The organism is Alteromonas sp. NFXS44, assembly GCF_040148705.1.
Taxonomy (GTDB): Bacteria; Pseudomonadota; Gammaproteobacteria; order Enterobacterales; family Alteromonadaceae; genus Alteromonas.
The window spans coordinates 126,636-147,027 of record NZ_JAGDEA010000008.1 but is presented as its reverse complement, the minus strand read 5'-3'; the positions used below and the strand labels follow the sequence as shown (position 1 = coordinate 147,027).

Here is a 20,392-nt window from a genome sequence, read left to right as displayed (position 1 = left end):
AAGAAGATCTTGTTTTCCATTCACTTTGTAGATATATGTTAAAAAAAGAAAGGGTTGTGCACCATCACTTCTTTATACCCTTTATTATTCAATGAGATGATATAAATCTCTGATTACGAACAGGTTTAATCAATTTTTATGGCAAAATCACTGGTTATTGTCGAGTCACCAGCAAAAGCAAAAACGATAAATAAATATCTCGGTAAAAATTTTATCGTAAAATCTTCTGTTGGCCACGTGCGCGACCTGCCTACGAAGGCGGTCGGCAATGTTGAGCCCAAAAAAACGGCAAAAGAACTGAAAACATTAAGCGATGATGCGCGGGAAGAATATCTGCGCAAATATGAATACCGTAAACTGGTAGATCGCATGGGCGTCGACCCCGAAGCAGACTGGAAAGCACATTACCAGGTGCTTCAGGGCAAAGAAAAAGTTGTCAATGAGCTGAAGAAGCTCGCAAAAGATGCTGACACCGTCTATCTCGCAACGGATTTGGACCGCGAGGGGGAAGCCATTGCATGGCACCTGCGGGAACTGCTTGGCGAGAAGAATAAAACCTATCAGCGCGTGGTGTTTAACGAAATCACCAAAAACGCCATTCAGGAAGCTTTCTCTCATCCCGGCGAGGTTAACACTGATCGCGTAAATGCCCAGCAGGCAAGACGTTTCCTTGACCGTGTTGTGGGTTTCATGGTGTCACCGCTGTTGTGGAAGAAAATTGCCCGCGGTTTGTCTGCCGGTCGTGTGCAGTCAGTCGCCGTGCGTCTGGTAGTCGAGCGTGAGCGGGAAATTAAGGCTTTTGTACCGGAAGAATTCTGGGACGTACATGCAGATGTAACATCAGGCGCGAAACAGCAACTGCGTATGCTGGTTAACCGTTACCGCGATAAAGCGTTTAAACCGGTTAATAAGAAAGAAACCGATGCAGCGCTGGCCGAACTGGAAAAAGCGCAATACGTGGTTGAAAGCCGTGAGTCTAAACCCACGCAAAGTAAACCGTCAGCACCGTTTATTACATCTACTCTGCAGCAGGCGGCCAGTACCCGTCTTGGTTTTGGTGTTAAGAAAACCATGATGCTGGCTCAGCGATTGTACGAAGCTGGTCACATTACCTATATGCGTACAGACTCAACGAATCTGAGTCAGGAAGCGCTGGATAATTGCCGTGCTTACATCGACGATAATTTTGGTGGCAAGTATCTGCCGGATTCACCTATCCGTTACGGTAGCAAAGAAGGCGCTCAGGAAGCCCACGAAGCGATTCGTCCTTCAAACGTAAATGTGCAGGCTGCATCGCTTAAAGAGATGGAGAGAGACGCACAGCGCCTGTATGAGCTGATCTGGCGTCAGTTTGTTGCGTGTCAGATGACAAACGCAAAATATGATGCCACTACGATCCGTGTAATTGCCGGTGATTACGAACTGGTGGCGAAGGGCCGGGTACTGAAATTTGACGGTTGGACTAAGGTACAGCCACAAATCCGTAAGAAGGGTGATGAAGAACTCTTACTGCCGGACGTGAAGCAGGGCGAAGCCCTTGATTTGCAAGCCCTGGATCCTAAACAGCACTTCACTAAACCTGTGGCTCGTTTTAACGAAGCTTCACTGGTAAAAGAGCTTGAGAAACGTGGCATTGGCCGGCCTTCTACTTACGCCAGCATTATATCCACGATTCAGGACCGTGGTTATGTCCGGCTGGAAAATAAACGTTTCTATGCTGAAAAAATGGGTGAAATTGTTAACGATCGTCTGATGGAAAATTTCGATGACCTGATGAGTTACGATTTCACTGCCAATATGGAACAGCATCTCGATGACATTGCAGAAGGTAAGAAAAACTGGAAGCAGGTTCTCGACAGTTTCTACAACGATTTCTACGCCAAGTTACTGAAAGCAGAAAAGGACGCTGAAGAAGGTGGAATGCGCACCAATCAGGCGGTCCCGGCAGGTATTGAATGTGACAAGTGTGGCCGTGAAATGAACGTCCGTACCGCATCTACCGGTGTATTCTTAGGATGCTCAGGTTACAACCTGCCTCCGAAAGAGCGTTGCACCAACACCATGAACCTGACACCGGGTGACGAAGTGGTGAAGGTCGATAACGAAGAAGAGCTGGAAACCGAAGCATTGCGGGCTAAGCGCCGTTGTGATGTATGTGGTACGGCAATGGACAGCTATCTGGTAGATGAAAAGCGTAAACTGCATGTGTGTGGTAACACGCCGACCTGTCCGGGTACATACGTGGAAGCCGGTACATTTAAGATCAAAGGTTACGACGGCCCTGTTATCGAATGTGATAAGTGCGGCAGCGATATGGAACTGAAGAACGGCCGGTTTGGTAAATACTTCGGTTGTACCAGCGAAGAATGTAAGAATACCCGCAAATTGCTGCGTAACGGGGAAGCTGCGCCACCAAAAGAAGATCCGGTGGATTTACCTGAATTGCCTTGTGAGAAGTCTGATGCACACTTTGTGTTGCGTGACGGTGCCTCCGGTATTTTCCTGGCTGCACATAATTTCCCTAAATCAAGAGAAACCCGTGCGCCAAAAGTTGAGGAACTGGCCCGTTTCAGAGATCGTATTTCGCGTAAGTTTTACTATCTGGCTGATGCGCCGCAAAAGGATCCGGAAGGTAATCCGTCCATTGTGCGTTACAGCAGAAAAACTAAGCAGCAATACGTTATGTCTGAAAATGACAGCGGTAAATCAACAGGGTGGTCGTCCTGGTATCAGGATGGCAAATGGGTAACTCAGGACAAGAAAAAGAAGTAGGTGTCAGGTGGCTTCATTACAGGATCAACTCTTAAAGGCAGGTCTGGCCGATAAAAATTCGGCAAAGAATGCCAGAGCGGAAAAGCGTAAAAAGCAAAAGCTGAAGAATAAGAATCAGCAGGTGGAAGCTGATGCTGCCAAAATCGCTGCTGAACAGGCCACTGCTGAGAAAAAAGAGCGGGACCGTCAGTTAAATGCTGAACAGCAACAGGAGCGTGAAAAGCGCTCTGTTGCTGCGCAAATAAAGCAACTTATCACGGTGAATAAACAAAGCCGGGACGGTGATACCTTACTGAACTTTACCCACGAAAATGTGGTTAAACGCATGTATGTTTCAGCCGCTGTACATAAGCAGGTGACTAAAGGCCGTCTGGCTGTGGTTGCTCTCGACGGTGCGTATGAACTGGTACCGTCACCGGTTGCAGATAAAATTGCCCAGCGTGATGAATCTGTAGTGGTTTACCGTGCCGACCTGGATACCAGTAATAACGAAGGTCAACAGGAAGACGAAGGGGACTGGTACGCCGATTACGAGATCCCGGACGACCTGACCTGGTAATTTCATCGATTCAGTAGTGCGCCGGCAGGACTTCAGCTTTGTAGTCCCGCCAGTGCATTTTCAGTGGAGTCTTGCAGCGCGCGGTTAATTTTCACGTGTTCAGGGCTCCAGCCTGCAAGAAAGCGGTGGAAGTCAGCATTTGCCAAATCATAAAGCTCCCGCCATTCTGCCTCTGAAGCTTCTGCATCGGTTTGCGGACAGTGTTTAGCAAGAGAATCTTTTAACGCTGAGAAATAATGCTGGAGGCAGGTTTCTTTACCGTTTCTCTGATCCTCATCACTCAGCGCACTTCCCATGAAATACACTACGTCTTTGATACCCGCTCCGTGACCACAGTACTGGAAATCAACTGCGGCACAATCGTCAAATTGTTCGTTAAAACAGAAGTTCGCCACTTTCGCGTCTCCGTGAAGAAGGGTAGAAAAACGGGCATTTTTAAGGGCGACGTCAATCTGCCCGGCAGCATTTTTTAACGGAGAGTCGGACATGGCTTCCCATTCGCTTTGTCTTGTTCCCAGATGCCAGTAGGTACCTTCCTTCCATACCTTTTCATCAGAACAATGCATAAAACGTCCGTGGAATTCGCCCAGCCAGCGCAATACGCATTTTGCCTGCGACAGCGTCAGTGAGTGTGTTGTCAGCGGGAATCCGCAGGCAGATAAGTCCTCCATGATGATCATTCTGTTATCGCTTTCGGAACTACCGCCAAGATAGTCAGGCACTTTACATGCTGAATTCGTGAGCGGAGCCAGCTCCTGATAAAAATAATGCTCAACTACAAATGAGCGGAGCTTTCGCTGATGACTGTGATCTGATTGCCAGCCACGGGGATGTGTTGTTGTGTTTGCCGGCCGGATACATTTTACTACTACAGGTTTACCCGTATATTTGTTCACCGCTCTGAAACAGGCGCCGTAACCACTCCACAATGACTGAATAAGTGTTGCGTTGGTGTATTGTGTGCCGGACACAGTGTTCAGCCAACTGAGATATGGGCTTACTGAAAGATCAGTCATTATTTTTACCATTAAAAAAGCCGTACTCAAGGTACGGCTTTGTAATCAAGTGCAAGGATTGACAGCCTCAACAGGGCTGTCAGCCTCAGGCTTCTTCTGCAACTGCTGCTTCGGGTGCACTGGCCGGTAACGTCATAGCCGCAGATGCGGATGAAGTCGCCTGTGATACCGATGCTGCTTTACCTGACACCAGCAGTGCAGGGCGATTTTCATCTTTCATCGCGCCTGTTGTTACATCACTGAACACTGCTTCAACAACCGGTGGCAATGCCATCGGATGTGATGCTGATTTTTGTCCGGTGCTGCTGGTCGCTCTGACAGTGGCTTTCGCAACAGCAGGTTTGGCAACAGGTGCTTCGGCTTCAGATTTCAACTCTTTCTCTGCTGTAGCAGCTACAGGGTCTTCCGATGCCGGTGCTGCTTTTTCAGCAACTTCAGCTACCGATTCCGTAGCCTGTGTTTCTGCATGCGTTTCAGTTGTATTCTGAACAGCTACAGATTCAGTTGAACTCTGTGCTTCCTGAGTAGCACTTTCCGTTTCCTGAGCAGTATTCTGCTGTTCAGTTTCTGGTTCTGCATGGGCAGCAAGATTAATCTCAACCTGCTCAGGAGAAGCCGGTACAGCGGTCAGTTGATCACCGTCAACACGTACACGGGGCTTCACTGATTTTGGCTTTTTAGCCTGCGTATCTTCTTCAGGATGTGCAATATCAAATTGCAGTTCATCCTGTACTGCGCCGGTAGCTGCATCAGAATCCGCAACTTCGGAAACCTCTCTTACCTGCTGTGGTGCGTTGTCCTCTGCTCCATCACCGGCAGGAGACTGCTCCTTCTTACGGCGTTGACCCGCTGCCCGTACATGACGCGGAGAACGACGTGAGCGGCCACGGCTTTCACGCTTCTGACCATTTTCTTCCCCGGAAGCATCCTGGTCCGACGAAGTACTGTCTGCTTGCTCTGTCGTTTCCGCAGGAGCAGGTGCATCAGTGTTCTTAGCTTTGCCGGTGTTGCTCTGCTCAGCGTCAGTCTGAGTTTGCTCCGGGTTGTCTTGAGTCAGCTCAGGGCTGTTTTGACCCTGCTCAGGGCTGTTGGCCGGTGTTTCTGTAGCAAACTGAGTATCCGAAGGTGCTACAATCTGTACAGTCTCAGTGACGGCTTCTTTTACTTCAACCGCAGAGGGTTTAGTGTCAGATTTGTCTGCATGAGGCTGTTGTGTCGCTGACTTATCCGCTGCGTCTTTATTCACACGAACGCTGCGGCGGTTGTCACGACGCTTACGACGCTCGGCAACCTGCTTATTACGGGCTGGCTGCGCTTCCTGATTGTCAGTTTGCGTTTCGGCCTCATGGTTTTGATTTTGCTGTTCCGGTTTGTCCTTTTTATCCTCCTGCGGCTTACGGCGGGGCTTAGGACGGCTGTTACGTTTTTCATCCTGGCGTTTCTGAGTCTGCTTACTCTCATCACGCTCATTGCTGTTCTCAGACTGCTTACCACGACGGTTACGGTTGTTGCGTGGTTTTCTGTTGCGGTTGTCATTATTGCGATTATTACGCGGACTACGCTTATCCTCTTCAGCCTTTGTTTCTTCTTCTTTCTTATCTTCACCGCCAAGTACAGAAGAAATCCATTTGCCCAGTTTTGTAAACAGGGTTTCAGTTGCTGCCGGTACAGTGACTTCTTTCGCTGCAGGCGCTGCTACAGGAGCAGGCGGGGCCTGGGGCGGAGCAACCAGGCCTTTCAATGCAGGTTCTTCACGTTTTACCGGTGCTGCAGCCGGTTGATAGGCCTCAGTCTCGTCCTGCTCTTTCAGGGCAACGTTATAGCTTGCATCAGAAATGACTTCATCCGGACGGTGGCGGATAACTTCGTAATGTGGTGTGTCCAGGTGAGGATTAGGGATCAACAGCAGTGAAACGTTATGGCGCTTCTCGATCACATTGATTGATTTACGCTTTTCATTAAGCAGATAGGTCGCTACCGGTACCGGCAACTGAGCTTCAATCTGACCGGTATTATCTTTGATGCTTTCTTCTTCGATAATCCGCAGAATCGACAGCGCAAGGGATTCTGTACCACGGATCGTACCGTGACCAGAACAGCGCGGACATACATGGTGAGCTGACTCGCCCAGAGAAGGACGTAAACGCTGACGTGACATTTCCAGCAGGCCGAAACGCGAGATACGCCCCAGCTGAACACGCGCACGGTCTGAGCGCACAGCATCCTGCATACGTTTTTCAACTTCGCGCTGGTGACGAACCGGTGTCATATCGATAAAATCGATGACTACCAGACCACCTAAGTCGCGAAGACGCAACTGACGGGCAATCTCGTCGGCAGCTTCAAGGTTGGTATTCAGCGCTGTTTCTTCAATATCTCCGCCTTTTGTTGCGCGGGCAGAGTTAATGTCGATGGATGTCAGGGCTTCTGTCGGATCGATAACAATTGAACCGCCGGAAGGCAGACGTACTTCACGCTGGAAAGCTGATTCGATTTGACTTTCAATCTGATAGTGACTGAACAGAGGTACGTCACCCTTGTACAGTTTTACACGGTTTGCAAAGTCCGGACGCACCAGCTCAATGTGTTGCAGGGCTTCTTCATAAATGCTGGTTTTATCAATCAGGATCTCACCGATATCACGGCGCAGATAGTCGCGGATGGCACGGACAATAACGTTACTTTCCTGATGGATAAGGAATGGCGCCGCACGACTTTCAGCGACTTCTGAAATGGCTTCCCAGTGCTTCAGGAGTACTTTTAAATCCCATTCCAGTTCTTCGTAAGATTTACCTACACCAGCGGTACGGACAATCAGACCCATGCCGTCCGGTAAATCCAGGCGGGACAGGGCATCTTTCAGATCCGTTCGCTCATCACCTTCGATGCGGCGGGAAATACCACCTGCGCGGGGGTTATTCGGCATCAGTACCAGGTAACTACCAGCCAGTGACAGGAAAGTAGTGAGGGCTGCACCTTTCTGGCCACGCTCTTCTTTATCAATCTGAACAATAACTTCATGGCCTTCTTTAATCACATCTTTGATGTTAGGGCGGCCTTCGAATTTATAACCTTTCGGGAAGTAAGTGCGGGCAATTTCTTTCAGAGGCAGGAAGCCATGGCGGTCTGCACCGTAGTCTACGAAAGCAGCTTCAAGGCTGGGTTCTACGCGGGTAATCTTACCTTTGTATATATTCGCCTTCTTTTGTTCGTGACCCGGGCTTTCAATATCAAGATCATACAGTCGTTGCCCGTCAACCAGGGCAACGCGCAACTCTTCTTGTTGAGTTGCGTTAATTAACATTCTTTTCATTGTATCTAACTCTGTTTTGTACAGCCGCTTAGACACAAAATCAAAATGACACGTGCAAATACGCTTCACCCAGCCTCACGGCTGTGTGCGGGATTTGTTGTTTAGTCGTATTACCCATAAATACCGGCATTTTTCAGTAAGCCAGACAATTAAATGCGGGGTGTCGGGAACGACGGCCCTTACTATCTTTTTTCATTTTCACCCCCGTCATTACAGGGGCAAAGGTCAATTTAATTCTGTTTGCTAAACGGCGAACTTTATTTTCATCAGTTTGTGCAACGTTCTAAAGGCTTTTGTGCTGCCTTTATAAACCGGACGAATGCGTTTATTCAGTTGTCCGCACAATATTATGGTTCATTAATTAAGTTCGAACCGGATTTTGCTCAGCATGTTTACTGCAAAATCACACGTGATTATCTCACCAACGTTTCCGGTTTAGCAAGCAAAGTTAACTCCCTTTTGTACTAAAAAACGTCATATTCAGAAATTAATTACATAAAAGACAGAACTGAGCATAAGAACGGCTGTTCTTTAACCAATCCGCGAGAATGGTAGAACCCTCAAGTGTCTGTTGAAATGGTCCCGGTTTGCGCTATTTAGCTTTAGCGTATCCATACTTGCTCAGGTATACTCCCGCCCATGAAAGAAGATACCCCCCAACAAGTTCGTTTCGTTACCATCGAGCCAGATCTCGAAGGGCAGCGCATCGACAATTATTTGCGTACCCAGTTAAAGGGTGTGCCGAAAAGTATGATTTACCGTATTTTGCGTAAAGGTGAAGTGCGGGTAAATAAAGGCAGAGTAAAGCCGGAATATAAGCTTCAGGCTGATGATGTTATCCGTATTCCGCCGGTACGGGTCTCTGAACCCAAAGATACGCCGAATCCGAAACTGGATAAGGTGGCAGAACTCGAGCAATGTATATTGTTCGAGGATGACCGCATTCTGGTCATTAACAAACCTTCCGGCACTGCGGTGCATGGTGGCAGCGGCCTGAATTTCGGCTTGATTGAGGGCCTGAGGGCACTACGACCCGATGCTCAGTTTATGGAACTGGTGCACCGTCTCGACCGGGACACTTCCGGCTGCATTATTATTGCTAAAAAACGTTCAGCACTGCGTCATCTGCATGCCCAGCTTCGTGACGGACAAATGGACAAGCGCTATCAGGCACTGGTCGCCGGTCAATGGCCTGAAAACCGTTTTAAGGTAAAAGCGCCGTTATTGAAAAATGTTCTGCAATCCGGCGAAAGACTGGTGAGCGTGAATGAAAACGGTAAGCCATCAGAAACCCGCTATCGTATTCTTGCCCGCTATGAGGATACCACCCTGGTAGAAGCATCTCCTATTACAGGCAGAACGCATCAAATACGTGTGCATTGTTTACATGCCGGTCATCCTATTGCCTGCGATCCCAAATATGGCGATGAACAGTTCGATGACACTATGCGTAGCCGTGATTTAAAGCGTCTGTTTCTGCATGCTGCCAGCATTCAGTTCATACATCCGGGTAGCGGAGAGACAGTTCGTTTTCAGGCGCCCCTTGATGAACAACTAACCAGAGCGTTAAAGCAGTTAAATGAAGTATAAGTTTGTTATTTTCGACTGGGACGGCACGTTGATGGATTCAGCGGCCAAAATTGTAAATTGCATGCAGCTTGCTGCGCGCCAATGCGAAGTAGCGATCCCATCGGCTGAAGCTGTCGGCGGAATTATTGGTATCAGCCTGCGTCCGGCTATTCAAAAACTATTTAATATTACTGATGAAGCACTGACAGACCGGCTGTTTGAAGCCTATAAAAATGCTTTTATTGAACAGGACCAGACACCAAGCCCTATGTTTAACGGCGCAGAGCAGATGCTTACATCGTTAAAAAATAGCGGACGAACCCTTGCTGTTGCTACCGGTAAAGCGAGGAGGGGGCTTGACCGCGCCTGGAAGAACACAGATACCGGCCACTTTTTCAGCTTTTCACGGTGTGCAGATGACGCAGAGTCCAAACCGTCGCCGGATATGATCCTGCAACTGCTCGCCGAAGCCGGAGTAGATAAGGCGGATGCTGTAATGATCGGGGATACCACCTTCGATATGCAAATGGCGCAGGACGCAGGCATAGCACGTATTGGTGTATCTTATGGGGTGCATGCACAGGTTCATCTGGAACGGTTTACGCCGCTGGCTGTCGTGCACAGCATTGCTGAACTGGAATCATTATTACTCAGTCAGTGAAGTGGCAAGTAGCAATAAATCTATCCCGTAACCGGCAAGCATATCCCGCAGAAGCATAACCGGTAAGCCGATGAGGGCATTCGGATCACGGGATTCAATTCGTTCAAACAGTAGGGTACCTTTACCTTCAGACTTAAAGCTGCCGGCGCAGTCATAGGGTTTTTCGTACTGCAGGTAATGTTCAATGTGTGTTTTACAGAGAGAACGGAAATGCACTTTTGTTATTTCGGTGGCTGTTGTCTGCTTTTTTGTGGCAGCGTCAATTATGCTCAGGGCAGAATAGAATGTCACGCAGCGGTTGCTGCTAAGTAGAAGTTGCTCCGTTGCAGCCTCATGAGTTCCGGGTTTGCCGAGTATAGTTGTGTTGCCAGAGCCGGTAGTCAGGGAAGCCACCTGGTCGCCGGCAATAACAATACCGTCTTTCGTCACTGCTGCGACCTTACCGGCTTTTGCTGCCGCCAGCCTTTCTGCCAGTGCTCCCGGCTGTTCATCCGGTAACTGGCTTTCATCTATATCCGGTGCAATAATTGTGGCATTAACACCGAGAGAAGCAAATTGTGCCTGCCGGTAAACAGAAGAAGTGGCCAGAATAAAGCGGGGGGATAGATACATGAATTCCTCTTTCAGTTACATAGAGTGCCGGTGAGTAGCGGGAGTAAGCCATAAATCCGCGATATTTTCGAGTCGCCGGCTGTTTTTATCCCGAATACCTGACAATCTGTCCGCCAACCGGTCGAATCCGGGCTAAAAGGCGATTAATCTTTTGACACTGAGATACCAAATCTATAATATGCGCGCCCTATGCAGAAAGTGAAATTACCTCATACCGTCGATCCGGTGAAAAGCGCTGTGAAACGTTCCGATTACCGGGGTGTTATCGCAAGTAAAGATCTGGAACGATTGAATGAAGCTGTTGTCAGCTGTGATGAATGGGTGAACGCAGAAGTACAGTTCGAAAAAGACGCGCAGGGTCTTACTGTCTTTCACGGTCATTTAAGCGCACAGGTAACACTTATCTGTCAGAGGTGTAATGGCGAGTTTCCACACTCACTTCATACCGAATTCTGTTTTAGTCCGGTGCAGGGACAAGATCAGGAAGAGGCAGATGCATTACCCGAAGCCTATGAACCGGTAGAGGTCAACGACCACGGAGAAGTCGATTTACTTCAATTATTTGAAGACGAATTGATTATCTCATTACCTATCGTAGCCCTTCATGCAGAGGAGGATTGCGGCCTTGGTAAAGATGATATGACATTCGGTAAAATCAGTCCGGAACATGAGCGACCAAACCCTTTCGCGGTTTTGAAAGAACTTAAGCGAGACCAGGAGTAAGTTATGGCAGTACAACAAAATCGTAAAACACGCTCTAAGCGTGGTATGCGTCGTTCACACGATGCATTGACAGGCGCGACTTTGTCTGTCGATTCAACGTCGGGTGAAACACACCGTCGTCATCATGTAACCGCAGATGGTTACTATAAAGGCAAAAAAGTAATCGCCCGCTAATCAGTAGGTGACAACTTTTGTCTAAGCTAACCATCGCGTTAGATATCATGGGGGGCGATCATGGTCCCCCTGTTATCCTTTCCGCTACCCTCAAAGCCATCCGGCAACATCCAGATTTCAAATTTATCTTATGTGGCCAGCAGTCCGTCATTGAACCTGCTGTCGCTGATTTATTGCCGGAACAACGTGCAAGAGTCACCATCGAACATTGCGACGATGTTGTTGACATGGGCGACGCACCTGCCTTTGCGTTGCGTAATAAAAAGCAATCTTCTATGCGCCGCATTATTGAACTGGTGGAATCCGGGGAAGCTGACGCCTGTGTCAGTGCCGGAAACACCGGCGCGCTGCTGGCAATGGCTTATTATCTTCTGAAAACTCTGCCCGGTATTGACCGGCCTGCCCTTGTTTCAGCTATGCCGACGGCCAGTCACCATAAAGTGTTTCTGCTTGATCTTGGCGCAAACGTAAACTGTACGTCAGAAATATTGTTTCAATATGGTGTGATGGCCAGTGTACTTGCGCAGGAAGTGTCCGGTATTGAAAAGCCGAGAGTGGCGCTACTGAACGTAGGCGAAGAAGATATTAAAGGTAATGCGCAGGTAAAGATTGCCGATCAGTTGTTCAGAAATGCCAGCGCACTGAATTATATAGGTTATGTGGAAGGGGATGACATTTTCACTGATTATGCCGATGTAGTGGTGACCGACGGATTTACCGGTAATATTGCCCTTAAATCTACCGAAGGTTTAGCCAAACTGGTTGTTAATGAAGTAAAACGACAATCCCAAATGAACCTTTTAAGCCGTTTGATGGCCAGAATAGCGTTGCCGCTGCTGAAAAGCATCTACAACAGGGTGAACCCCGACCAGTATAACGGGGCGAGTCTGATAGGATTGCGCGGCATTGTCATCAAGAGTCACGGAAACGCATCCGCTGACGCTTTTTACTATGCGATTTATCAGGCAATGCAAGAAGCCAAAATGGGCATTCCTGAGAAAATAAAAAGTAAAATAGAAACGGTTTTGTTGGAGCAGCTTTGAGCAATTATTCACGAATTATCGGGACCGGAAGTTATTATCCCAGTGAAGTGCGTACTAATGCCGACCTGGAAAAAATGGTCGATACCAGTGACGAATGGATCACTGAACGTACCGGGATTAAAGAAAGACGAATTATCGGTGCTGACGAAACAGCCGCCACCATGGGATTTGAAGCCAGTAAGCATGCTATAGAAGCTGCCGGTATCGACCCGAAGTCCATCGACATGATTGTGTGTGCAACTACCAGTGGAGCCCATGCATTCCCCAGCACAGCCTGTGAAATTCAGGCGATGCTAGACATTAACGGCATTCCTGCGTTTGATGTCGCCGCTGCGTGTGCCGGTTATTGCTATGCCCTGAGTATAGCCGATCAGTACATCAAGTCTGGTATGGCTAAACGGGTGCTGGTTATTGGTACAGACTGTCTGACCCGCATGATGGATCCGACCGATCGTGGTACTATCATTCTGTTTGGCGACGGTGCAGGTGCAACGGTTATTGAAGCCAGTGAGGAACCGGGCATTTTGTCTACCCATATTCACGCAGACGGTTCTTACGGTGAATTACTTTATGCCGGTAATCCTCAGCGGGGTGTAGCATCTTCCGTTGAACAAAACTGGTGTGCTATGAAAGGTAATGAGACTTTCAAAGTGGCCGTCACTAAGTTGTCTGAAACTGTAGAACAAACTCTTGCAGCCAATAATATGGCAAAATCTGATCTTGACTGGCTGGTACCGCACCAGGCAAACTTCCGTATCATTAAAGCGACTGCCAGAAAGCTGGACATGTCGTTAGATCAGGTTGTACTGACCCTGGAGAAATACGGTAACACGTCTGCTGCAACCGTGCCAACAGCACTGGATACCGCTATCAGAGATGGCCGTATTAAGCGTGGTCAGAATCTTCTTCTTGAAGCATTCGGCGGAGGCTTCGCCTGGGCTTCAGCTCTGGTAAGATATTAAGTCCGGTCTGCAGACCGGCACGATAAAGATAACAATAAGGAACAATAATGACTCGTACAGCTTGTGTATTTCCGGGACAAGGTTCCCAGTCTGTCGGCATGCTTAAAGAGCTGGCTGAAAGCCACCCTGTTGTAATTGATACATTTAAAGAAGCGTCAGACGCGTTGGGATATGACTTGTGGGATCTGGTGCAGAATGATGCAGACGGCAAGTTAAATGAGACTCACATCACGCAGCCTGCACTGCTGACAGCCAGCGTTGCCATCTGGCGTATTCTTCAGGAAAAACAGATTCAGGTAGATTACCTGGCCGGTCACAGTCTGGGTGAATATTCAGCGCTGGTTTGTGCCGGTGCCATTGAATTTAAAGACGCTGTGAAGCTGGTAGAAGCCCGTGGTCAGTTCATGCAACAGGCTGTGCCGGCCGGAGCAGGGGCAATGTATGCCATTATCGGGCTGGATGATGAAACCATTGCTGATTGCTGCCAGCAAACAGCTATTGCAACCGGTGAAGTTGTGTCTCCGGTTAACTTCAATTCGCCGGGCCAGGTGGTCATTGCCGGTGAAAAGGCTGCCGCAGAACAAGCTGCAACGGCATGTAAAGACGTCGGTGCAAAACGTGCGTTACCACTGGCTGTCAGTGTGCCGTCTCACTGCGAACTGATGCGTCCTGCTGCTGACCAGTTAGATGATGCACTGGCTGCAATCAACATTACTGCACCTGCGATTAACGTGGTGAACAACGTTGATGTGAGCGTAGAGTCTTCTGCTGAAGCCATTAAAGATGCGCTCGTACGTCAGTTATACTGTCCGGTGCAGTGGACCCGTACCGTCGAGTTCCTTGCCGCGCAGGGCGTAGAGAAAATTATTGAGGTGGGGCCGGGTAAAGTATTAACCGGTCTGACTAAACGAATTGATAAAGCATTAACCAGTGTTGCGGTAAATACGCCGGACACACTGGCTGATCTTTAATTACTCAGAATCAGGAAAATTATGAGTCAGTTATCAGGTAAAGTCGCCTTAGTAACAGGCGCAAGTCGCGGTATCGGTAAAGCCATTGCTGAAGCACTGTCTGCGCAGGGCGCAACCGTCGTTGGTACTGCAACCAGCGAAAATGGCGCTGCTGCTATTTCTGAATATTTAGCGGCATCAGGCGGTAAAGGCCTGGCATTAAATGTGACAGACAAAGCATCGGTAGAAACCGTTCTGAAGAACATTACTGATGAATTTGGTGCTATTGATATTCTGATCAATAATGCCGGTATCACCCGTGATAATCTGTTAATGCGAATGAAAGATGACGAGTGGCAGGACATTATCGAAACCAATCTGTCATCTATCTTTACGCTGTCTAAAGCCGTGTTACGCGGTATGATGAAGAAGCGTTATGGTCGTATCGTCAATGTTGGTTCAGTAGTGGGCAGTGCCGGTAATGCCGGACAGGCAAACTATGCTGCTGCAAAAGCCGGTGTGATTGGATTTTCAAAATCTATGGCACGTGAAGTGGCATCCCGCGGTATCACCATCAATGTGGTCGCTCCGGGCTTTATCGATACAGACATGACGAAAGCATTGACAGACGACCAGCGAGAAGCGATCTTTAAGGACATCCCGGCAAACAGACTGGGTGCACCGGAAGAAATTGCTTCAACTGTTGCTTTCTTAGTCAGTGATGGCGCTGCGTACATCACTGGTGAAACCATCCATGTAAATGGTGGAATGTATATGAATTAATGTTGCCATCTGGCAGCAATTTCGTGCCTGAGCCTTGTTTTGCTTGGGTGTTGGTGTTAAAAAATTGTAGAATTAATTGGTTGGTTGCTGGTTTGACCAGGATATTTACATCACTTGGTACTTGCAAGGATAGCCCTTGCAAAATAAACTAGCGGCACTTTTTTATCTAGTGACGTTAAGGGAAACCTAGAATTATGAGTAACATCGAAGAGCGCGTAAAAAAGATCATCGTAGAACAGCTGGGCGTTAAAGAAGAAGAAGTAAAAGCTGAAGCTTCCTTCGTTGATGATTTGGGCGCAGATTCACTCGACACTGTTGAGCTGGTTATGGCTTTAGAAGAAGAGTTCGATACTGAAATTCCTGATGAAGAAGCAGAGAAGATCACTACCGTTCAGTCTGCTATCGACTACATCAACGCAAATAAAGACGCGTAAGCGTTCTTGAGTTTTGCGAAAACGGCTCTGTTAAGAGCCGTTTTCGTATCTAACGTTAGTTCCAATACGAGGGCTTTTTGTGACAAAACGTCGCGTTGTAGTTACTGGTATGGGTATGCTTTCACCACTGGCTTCTAATGTTGAAGACACGTGGAGCCGCCTGTTAAAAGGTGAAAGTGGTATCGGTGACATCACCTTATTCGATTGCAGTAACTATTCCACTCGTTTTGCCGGTCAAGTCGATGATTTCGACCCGCAAGATTACATCGAAAAGAAAGAAGCAAAAAAGATGGACCGGTTTATCCAGCTCGGCATTGCCGCGGGTAAGCAGGCTCTTGCTGATTCCGGTCTGGCGATTACTGATGAGAATGCTCACCGTGTAGGTGTGGCTATAGGTTCAGGTATCGGCGGTCTTGAACAAATCGAGCAGAACCACGTTAAATTGATGAACAGCGGTCCTAAGCGCGTTTCACCGTTTTTTGTGCCTTCTACTATCACCAACATGATTTCCGGCTTCCTGTCTATCATGGAAGGGCTGAAAGGGCCAAACCTGAATATCGTGACGGCCTGTACAACCGGTGTGCACAACATTGGTGTGGCAGCGCGTACCATCGCTTACGGCGATGCTGACGCCATGCTTGCAGGTGGTGCTGAAGCTTCTATTACCCCGCTGGGTATCGCAGGTTTTGCGGCAGCCAGAGCGCTGTCCTCAAACAACGATTCACCGCAGCAAGCCAGCCGTCCATGGGATAAAGACCGTGATGGCTTTGTAATGGGTGAAGGTGCCGGTGTGATGATGCTGGAATCTTATGAATCTGCCGTTGCCCGTGGCGCCAAAATCTATGCAGAACTGACAGGCTTTGGAATGAGCGGTGATGCCTATCACATGACTTCACCTCCTGCAGATGGCGAAGGCGCAGCACGTTCTATGGAAAACGCCTTACTGGATGGCGGCGTTAACCGTGAAGATATCGGTTATATCAATGCACATGGTACGTCAACGCCGGCTGGTGACGCTGCAGAAGTTGCAGCGGTAAAAAGGGTATTTGGTGATCATGCTCATCGTCTACTGGTCAGCTCGACTAAGTCAATGACCGGTCACCTGTTGGGTGCTGCCGGTTCGGTTGAAGCTATTTTCACTGTGCTTGCTCTGCGTGACAAAATGGCGCCGCCTACTATCAACCTGGACAATCCGGGGGAAGGCTGTGATCTTGATTTTGTTGCACACAAAGCGAAATCATTCGATACGCCTTACGCCTTATGTAATTCATTCGGCTTCGGTGGTACTAACGGTTCATTAATCTTCAAACGTATTGACGGTTAATGTAATTGATTGCGAAAAGGCAGCATCACGCTGCCTTTTTTTGTATCTGATGTGTAGCGATTGGTTATGCGTAACTCGCTTCCGGTTTTTGTAAGCCGCGTCTGCACACTGTAAATCCCTGCATCTGCTGGTATACTTCCGCACTGAATTTTATCAATGACTCACACTCTTTATGTCTGAAGACATACATCAGGACCGCGCATTTCAATACGGTGATGGCATGTTTACCACAATGCATGTGGCTTGTGGCCGTGTTGCTCTGTGGTCTCTTCATGCACAGCGGTTACAAAATGACAGTGCCCGGTTGGGATTAACTGTAGATTTGGCCTTGCTGACTGAACAAGTGCATGCGGCAGCGGAAAAACTGACTGATGGTGTGTTGAAAGTGCACATTTCTTCAGGTTGTGGCGGTCGTGGCTATCAACGTCCTGCAGGGCAATCTGCTGTCTGGCGGTTATCTGACTTCTCTGTGCCGGCTCAGTATGCTTGCTGGCAGAAGCAGGGGATTACTGCTGATATCAGCCCGGTGACACTGGGATTACAGCCGTTACTGGCAGGTATCAAACATATCAACCGGCTCGAGCAGGTGCTGGTGAAAGAACAGATTACCCTCGATGATGCCATCGTGTGTGATATGCAGGGCTACGTAACAGAGGCGAGTGCCAGCAATGTGTTCTGGTTTGCAGACGGTCAGTGGTATACGCCATCACTGGATAACGCCGGCGTAGCCGGTGTTTACCGGGCGTTTATTCTTTCTACCCTTGAGCAGGCCGGAAAGCCTGTGATAACAGGGAAATTTACGATTTCAGATCTTAAAGCAGCCAACGCGGTTTTTTTATGTAATGCGTTGATGCACATTGTACCGCTGAACCGTATTCAGTTTGATGATGCAGAGGTTTGCTTCGATTGCGGGCCGGTGTGGACGTTGCAGCAGCAAATGAATGAGGCTTATGAGAGGGAACATGAAACGCCTGATTAGTATCCTTGCAGTGCTCTTTGCCGGGTTTGCTTTCCTGGCCATCGCTTATTTCTGGTCTGTTAAACAACTCACAGCACCACTTTCGTTAGAAGATGACGTTTTGTACACCGTACCACAGGGCAGTTCTGCAACTTCTGTTGTCCGCGACTTACTGGATAACGGCATGGCGTCTTTCCCTCTTCTTACTGCAAAAGTGTGGTTGAAACTGGATCAGCAGGCCAGTGCTGTCAGAGCGGGTACCTATCAGTTAACACCGGGGATGTCTGCAGTGGACGCTCTGTATCTGTTTGCCAGTGGTGATGAATATCAGTTTCAGATAAGTCTTGTGGAAGGGTTGACGCTCAGCCAGTGGCTGATGCTGCTCAGAGCCGATATGAATCTGGTTCAGGATGTTACCGGAGATGATGCATTGTCCGGGCTGGCAGCCGCTGTTGAAGGTTATGATTCACAGGCCTGGCCTGAGGGGTTATTCCTGGCAGACACCTATCACTATACTGCCGGTACCTCTGTTTCTGATATCCTCAGACGTGCAGGTGAAGCTTTGAGCCGGTATCTTCAGCCACAATGGGATAGCCGCCCGGGGGCATTACCCTATCAAACGCCTTACGATGTGCTGATCATGGCGTCAATTATTGAGAAAGAAACAGCCATCGCCAGCGAGCGGCCCCTCATTGCCGGTGTATTTGTTAACAGGCTGGACAGTGGTATGCGTCTGCAAACCGATCCCACCGTTATTTATGGTCTTGGCGATGAGTTTGACGGTAATCTGACCCGCAAGCACCTGCGGGGTAAAACACCGTACAATACGTATACTATAAACGGTTTACCGCCCACACCTATTGCTATGCCGGGTAAAGCGGCCATCGATGCGGCTCTGAATCCGTCGCTGACGGATGCGCTTTATTTTGTGTCCCGCGGTGACGGGACACATGTTTTTTCATCTACGCTGGAAGCCCACAATGAGGCCGTTAACCAGTATCAGCGGAATATCAAAAAAGAATAATATGTCAGGAAAATTCATTGTTATAGAGGGCCTTGAAGGAGCAGGTAAAAGCTCAGTAATTGAGGTAGTGAAACAGTTCATTGAAAGCCGCGGGCATACCTGTATTTGTACCCGTGAGCCGGGCGGTACGCCTATGGCTGAGGCTATACGTGAATGTGTTAAAGGTGACTGGCAGGAAGCGGTAGCCGAAGAAACGGAATTAATGCTGATGTATGCTGCCCGCCGTCAGTTGCTGGTTAACGTTATCCATCCGGCCCTTGAAAGAGGAGAGTGGGTGTTGGGTGACCGTCACGATATGAGCTCACTTGCCTACCAGGGCGGCGGCAGGCAAATCCCTGAAGATAAGTTGATGGCACTGAGGGAATTGTGTCTGCAGGGCTTTGGTCCCGATCTCACCTTGTATCTTGATGTTGAACCGGAAACCGGATTGCAACGGGCAAGGGGACGGGGAGAGTTAGATCGGATCGAACGTTCCGGGCTGGCTTTTTTTCAGCGCACCCGTGAAAAATATCTTTCACTGACAAATGAATCGCCGACGGCATTTCTCATTGATGCCATGCAGACTATGGAAAACGTACATCAGGATGTGTTAAGTACACTGGAGGCCAACCTGCCATGATGCCCGGATGGCTGCGACCTCTGTTGCTGAAGTTTACAGACAGACTCCGGTTGCGTAGTCTGCATCACGCATTGTTGCTGTCAGGTACTGCAGGTACCGGCAAACGTGTACTGGCGACAGCACTGGCAAAAACCATACTGTGCAAACAGGTATCAGATGAAGGCAGTTGTGGTCAATGCCAGAGTTGTCTGCTTTTTGAAGCCGGTAACCATCCCGACTATCATCAGCTTGTCAGTGAAAAGCAACTCGGCGTCGATGCTGTACGGGGTGGCATACAAAAGTTAGCAGGGACTGCTCAGCTGGGTAACAATAAGGTACTGGTGATCCCTGACGCGGATACCATGACAGAAGCGGCCTCTAATGCGTTACTCAAAACGTTGGAAGAACCGACGGTAAATACTTATTTATTATTACTTACCAGTCGCAAAACTGCACTGTTACCCACTATTCTGAGCCGGTGCGAAAAACATGATATTCCTTTACCGGCCGAGCAGACCGTTATCGACTGGCTTTGCGCGCAGGGCATGACTGACGTTACCCCGGCAACCTTAAAAGCCTACGGCTATGCGCCTTATACTGTTCTGGACAGTTTGCAGGAAGGTGCCGGAGGGTTATCGTTCACCGGCTATCAGCAGGGGATTGCGGATTTGATGGGGAACAAAGAATCTCCCCGCAGTCTGGCTGTGAAATGGCAGGAGCACGCTGTTCAGGTGGTAAAATGGTTGCAAAGCGATGCCCATGAAAAATATATCCGCACACTGCATTCCGACGATTACCGGGCGTCTTTAAAATGTCAGCAGGCGTCTGCACAACTGCAGCATCCCGGCGTAAATAAAGCGGTGATCCTCACCGGCGTACTGGCCGTTTTTTCTGTTAACCCGTTATAAATAAGGTAC

Annotated in this window: 19 protein-coding genes; 16 read left to right on the top strand and 3 right to left on the bottom strand. The window is 48.7% G+C overall.

Going from position 1 to position 20,392, the window contains the following annotated elements; genetic code table 11:
* Positions 1-138 precede the first annotated feature (138 nt).
* Together topA and J3369_RS11715 are read left to right on the top strand one after the other, a co-directional pair.
* Positions 139-2,772, top strand: a complete 2,634-nt coding sequence (gene topA / locus J3369_RS11720) for a type I DNA topoisomerase (RefSeq protein ID WP_349586981.1) — start codon at positions 139-141, stop codon at positions 2,770-2,772.
* A 7-nt stretch (positions 2,773-2,779) separates the two neighbouring features.
* Positions 2,780-3,331 carry a DUF2058 domain-containing protein gene (locus J3369_RS11715; protein WP_349586979.1) on the top strand — a complete coding sequence of 184 codons (552 nt, stop codon included), beginning with the start codon at positions 2,780-2,782 and terminating at the stop codon, positions 3,329-3,331.
* Positions 3,332-3,363: 32 nt separating this feature from the next.
* On the opposite strand, the gene J3369_RS11710 is transcribed toward J3369_RS11715, so the two are convergent.
* Positions 3,364-4,347 carry an oxidoreductase family protein gene (locus J3369_RS11710; RefSeq protein WP_349586976.1) on the bottom strand — a complete coding sequence of 328 codons (984 nt, stop codon included), beginning with the start codon at positions 4,345-4,347 and terminating at the stop codon, positions 3,364-3,366.
* A gap of 85 nt (positions 4,348-4,432) precedes the next feature.
* The gene (gene rne / locus J3369_RS11705) at positions 4,433-7,660 is read right to left on the bottom strand and encodes a ribonuclease E (RefSeq protein WP_349586974.1); all 3,228 of its coding nucleotides are present in this window, start codon (positions 7,658-7,660) and stop codon (positions 4,433-4,435) included.
* A 639-nt stretch (positions 7,661-8,299) separates the two neighbouring features.
* On the opposite strand from rne, the gene rluC reads away from it, so the two are divergent.
* Both rluC and J3369_RS11695 read left to right on the top strand, forming a co-directional pair.
* Positions 8,300-9,250 carry a 23S rRNA pseudouridine(955/2504/2580) synthase RluC gene (gene rluC / locus J3369_RS11700; protein ID WP_349586972.1) on the top strand — a complete coding sequence of 317 codons (951 nt, stop codon included), beginning with the start codon at positions 8,300-8,302 and terminating at the stop codon, positions 9,248-9,250.
* Positions 9,240-9,890, top strand: coding sequence for an HAD-IA family hydrolase (locus tag J3369_RS11695; RefSeq protein WP_303574799.1), 651 nt, complete (start codon positions 9,240-9,242; stop codon positions 9,888-9,890). Before rluC ends, J3369_RS11695 begins: the two co-directional genes overlap by 11 nt.
* Here J3369_RS11695 and J3369_RS11690 read toward each other — a convergent pair.
* Positions 9,876-10,502 carry a Maf family protein gene (locus J3369_RS11690; protein WP_349586968.1) on the bottom strand — a complete coding sequence of 209 codons (627 nt, stop codon included), beginning with the start codon at positions 10,500-10,502 and terminating at the stop codon, positions 9,876-9,878. The genes J3369_RS11695 and J3369_RS11690 overlap by 15 nt on opposite strands.
* A 189-nt stretch (positions 10,503-10,691) precedes the next feature.
* On the opposite strand from J3369_RS11690, the gene yceD reads away from it, so the two are divergent.
* The 12 genes from yceD (at position 10,692) to holB (ending at position 20,383) form a co-directional block, all read left to right on the top strand.
* On the top strand, positions 10,692-11,225 hold the full coding sequence (yceD, locus tag J3369_RS11685; RefSeq protein ID WP_303574797.1) for a 23S rRNA accumulation protein YceD: 534 nt from the start codon (positions 10,692-10,694) through the stop codon (positions 11,223-11,225).
* Between the two features lie 3 nt (positions 11,226-11,228).
* Positions 11,229-11,399, top strand: coding sequence for a 50S ribosomal protein L32 (gene rpmF, locus J3369_RS11680; RefSeq protein WP_119501522.1), 171 nt, complete (start codon positions 11,229-11,231; stop codon positions 11,397-11,399).
* A 17-nt stretch (positions 11,400-11,416) separates the two neighbouring features.
* Positions 11,417-12,442, top strand: coding sequence for a phosphate acyltransferase PlsX (gene plsX / locus J3369_RS11675; protein WP_349586964.1), 1,026 nt, complete (start codon positions 11,417-11,419; stop codon positions 12,440-12,442).
* On the top strand, positions 12,439-13,404 hold the full coding sequence (locus J3369_RS11670) for a beta-ketoacyl-ACP synthase III (protein WP_303574794.1): 966 nt from the start codon (positions 12,439-12,441) through the stop codon (positions 13,402-13,404). Before plsX ends, J3369_RS11670 begins: the two co-directional genes overlap by 4 nt.
* Positions 13,405-13,451: 47 nt before the next feature.
* The gene (gene fabD, locus J3369_RS11665) at positions 13,452-14,375 is read left to right on the top strand and encodes an ACP S-malonyltransferase (RefSeq protein ID WP_349586961.1); all 924 of its coding nucleotides are present in this window, start codon (positions 13,452-13,454) and stop codon (positions 14,373-14,375) included.
* Between the two features lie 21 nt (positions 14,376-14,396).
* Positions 14,397-15,137: a 3-oxoacyl-ACP reductase FabG gene (gene fabG / locus J3369_RS11660; RefSeq protein ID WP_349586959.1), complete on the top strand. Its 741-nt coding sequence runs from the start codon at positions 14,397-14,399 to the stop codon at positions 15,135-15,137.
* A gap of 194 nt (positions 15,138-15,331) precedes the next feature.
* Positions 15,332-15,571 carry an acyl carrier protein gene (acpP, locus tag J3369_RS11655; RefSeq protein ID WP_012518211.1) on the top strand — a complete coding sequence of 80 codons (240 nt, stop codon included), beginning with the start codon at positions 15,332-15,334 and terminating at the stop codon, positions 15,569-15,571.
* Between the two features lie 79 nt (positions 15,572-15,650).
* Positions 15,651-16,895 carry a beta-ketoacyl-ACP synthase II gene (gene fabF / locus J3369_RS11650; protein WP_349586954.1) on the top strand — a complete coding sequence of 415 codons (1,245 nt, stop codon included), beginning with the start codon at positions 15,651-15,653 and terminating at the stop codon, positions 16,893-16,895.
* A gap of 172 nt (positions 16,896-17,067) precedes the next feature.
* The gene (pabC, locus tag J3369_RS11645) at positions 17,068-17,874 is read left to right on the top strand and encodes an aminodeoxychorismate lyase (RefSeq protein ID WP_349586952.1); all 807 of its coding nucleotides are present in this window, start codon (positions 17,068-17,070) and stop codon (positions 17,872-17,874) included.
* The gene (gene mltG / locus J3369_RS11640; RefSeq protein WP_349586949.1) at positions 17,858-18,877 is read left to right on the top strand and encodes an endolytic transglycosylase MltG; all 1,020 of its coding nucleotides are present in this window, start codon (positions 17,858-17,860) and stop codon (positions 18,875-18,877) included. Before pabC ends, mltG begins: the two co-directional genes overlap by 17 nt.
* A 1-nt stretch (position 18,878) precedes the next feature.
* Entirely contained in the window at positions 18,879-19,496 is a 618-nt protein-coding gene (gene tmk / locus J3369_RS11635) for a dTMP kinase (RefSeq protein ID WP_349586947.1), read from the top strand.
* Entirely contained in the window at positions 19,493-20,383 is an 891-nt protein-coding gene (holB, locus tag J3369_RS11630; protein ID WP_349586945.1) for a DNA polymerase III subunit delta', read from the top strand. The genes tmk and holB overlap by 4 nt, the downstream gene beginning before the upstream one ends.
* The last annotated feature ends 9 nt before the right edge of the window (positions 20,384-20,392 follow it).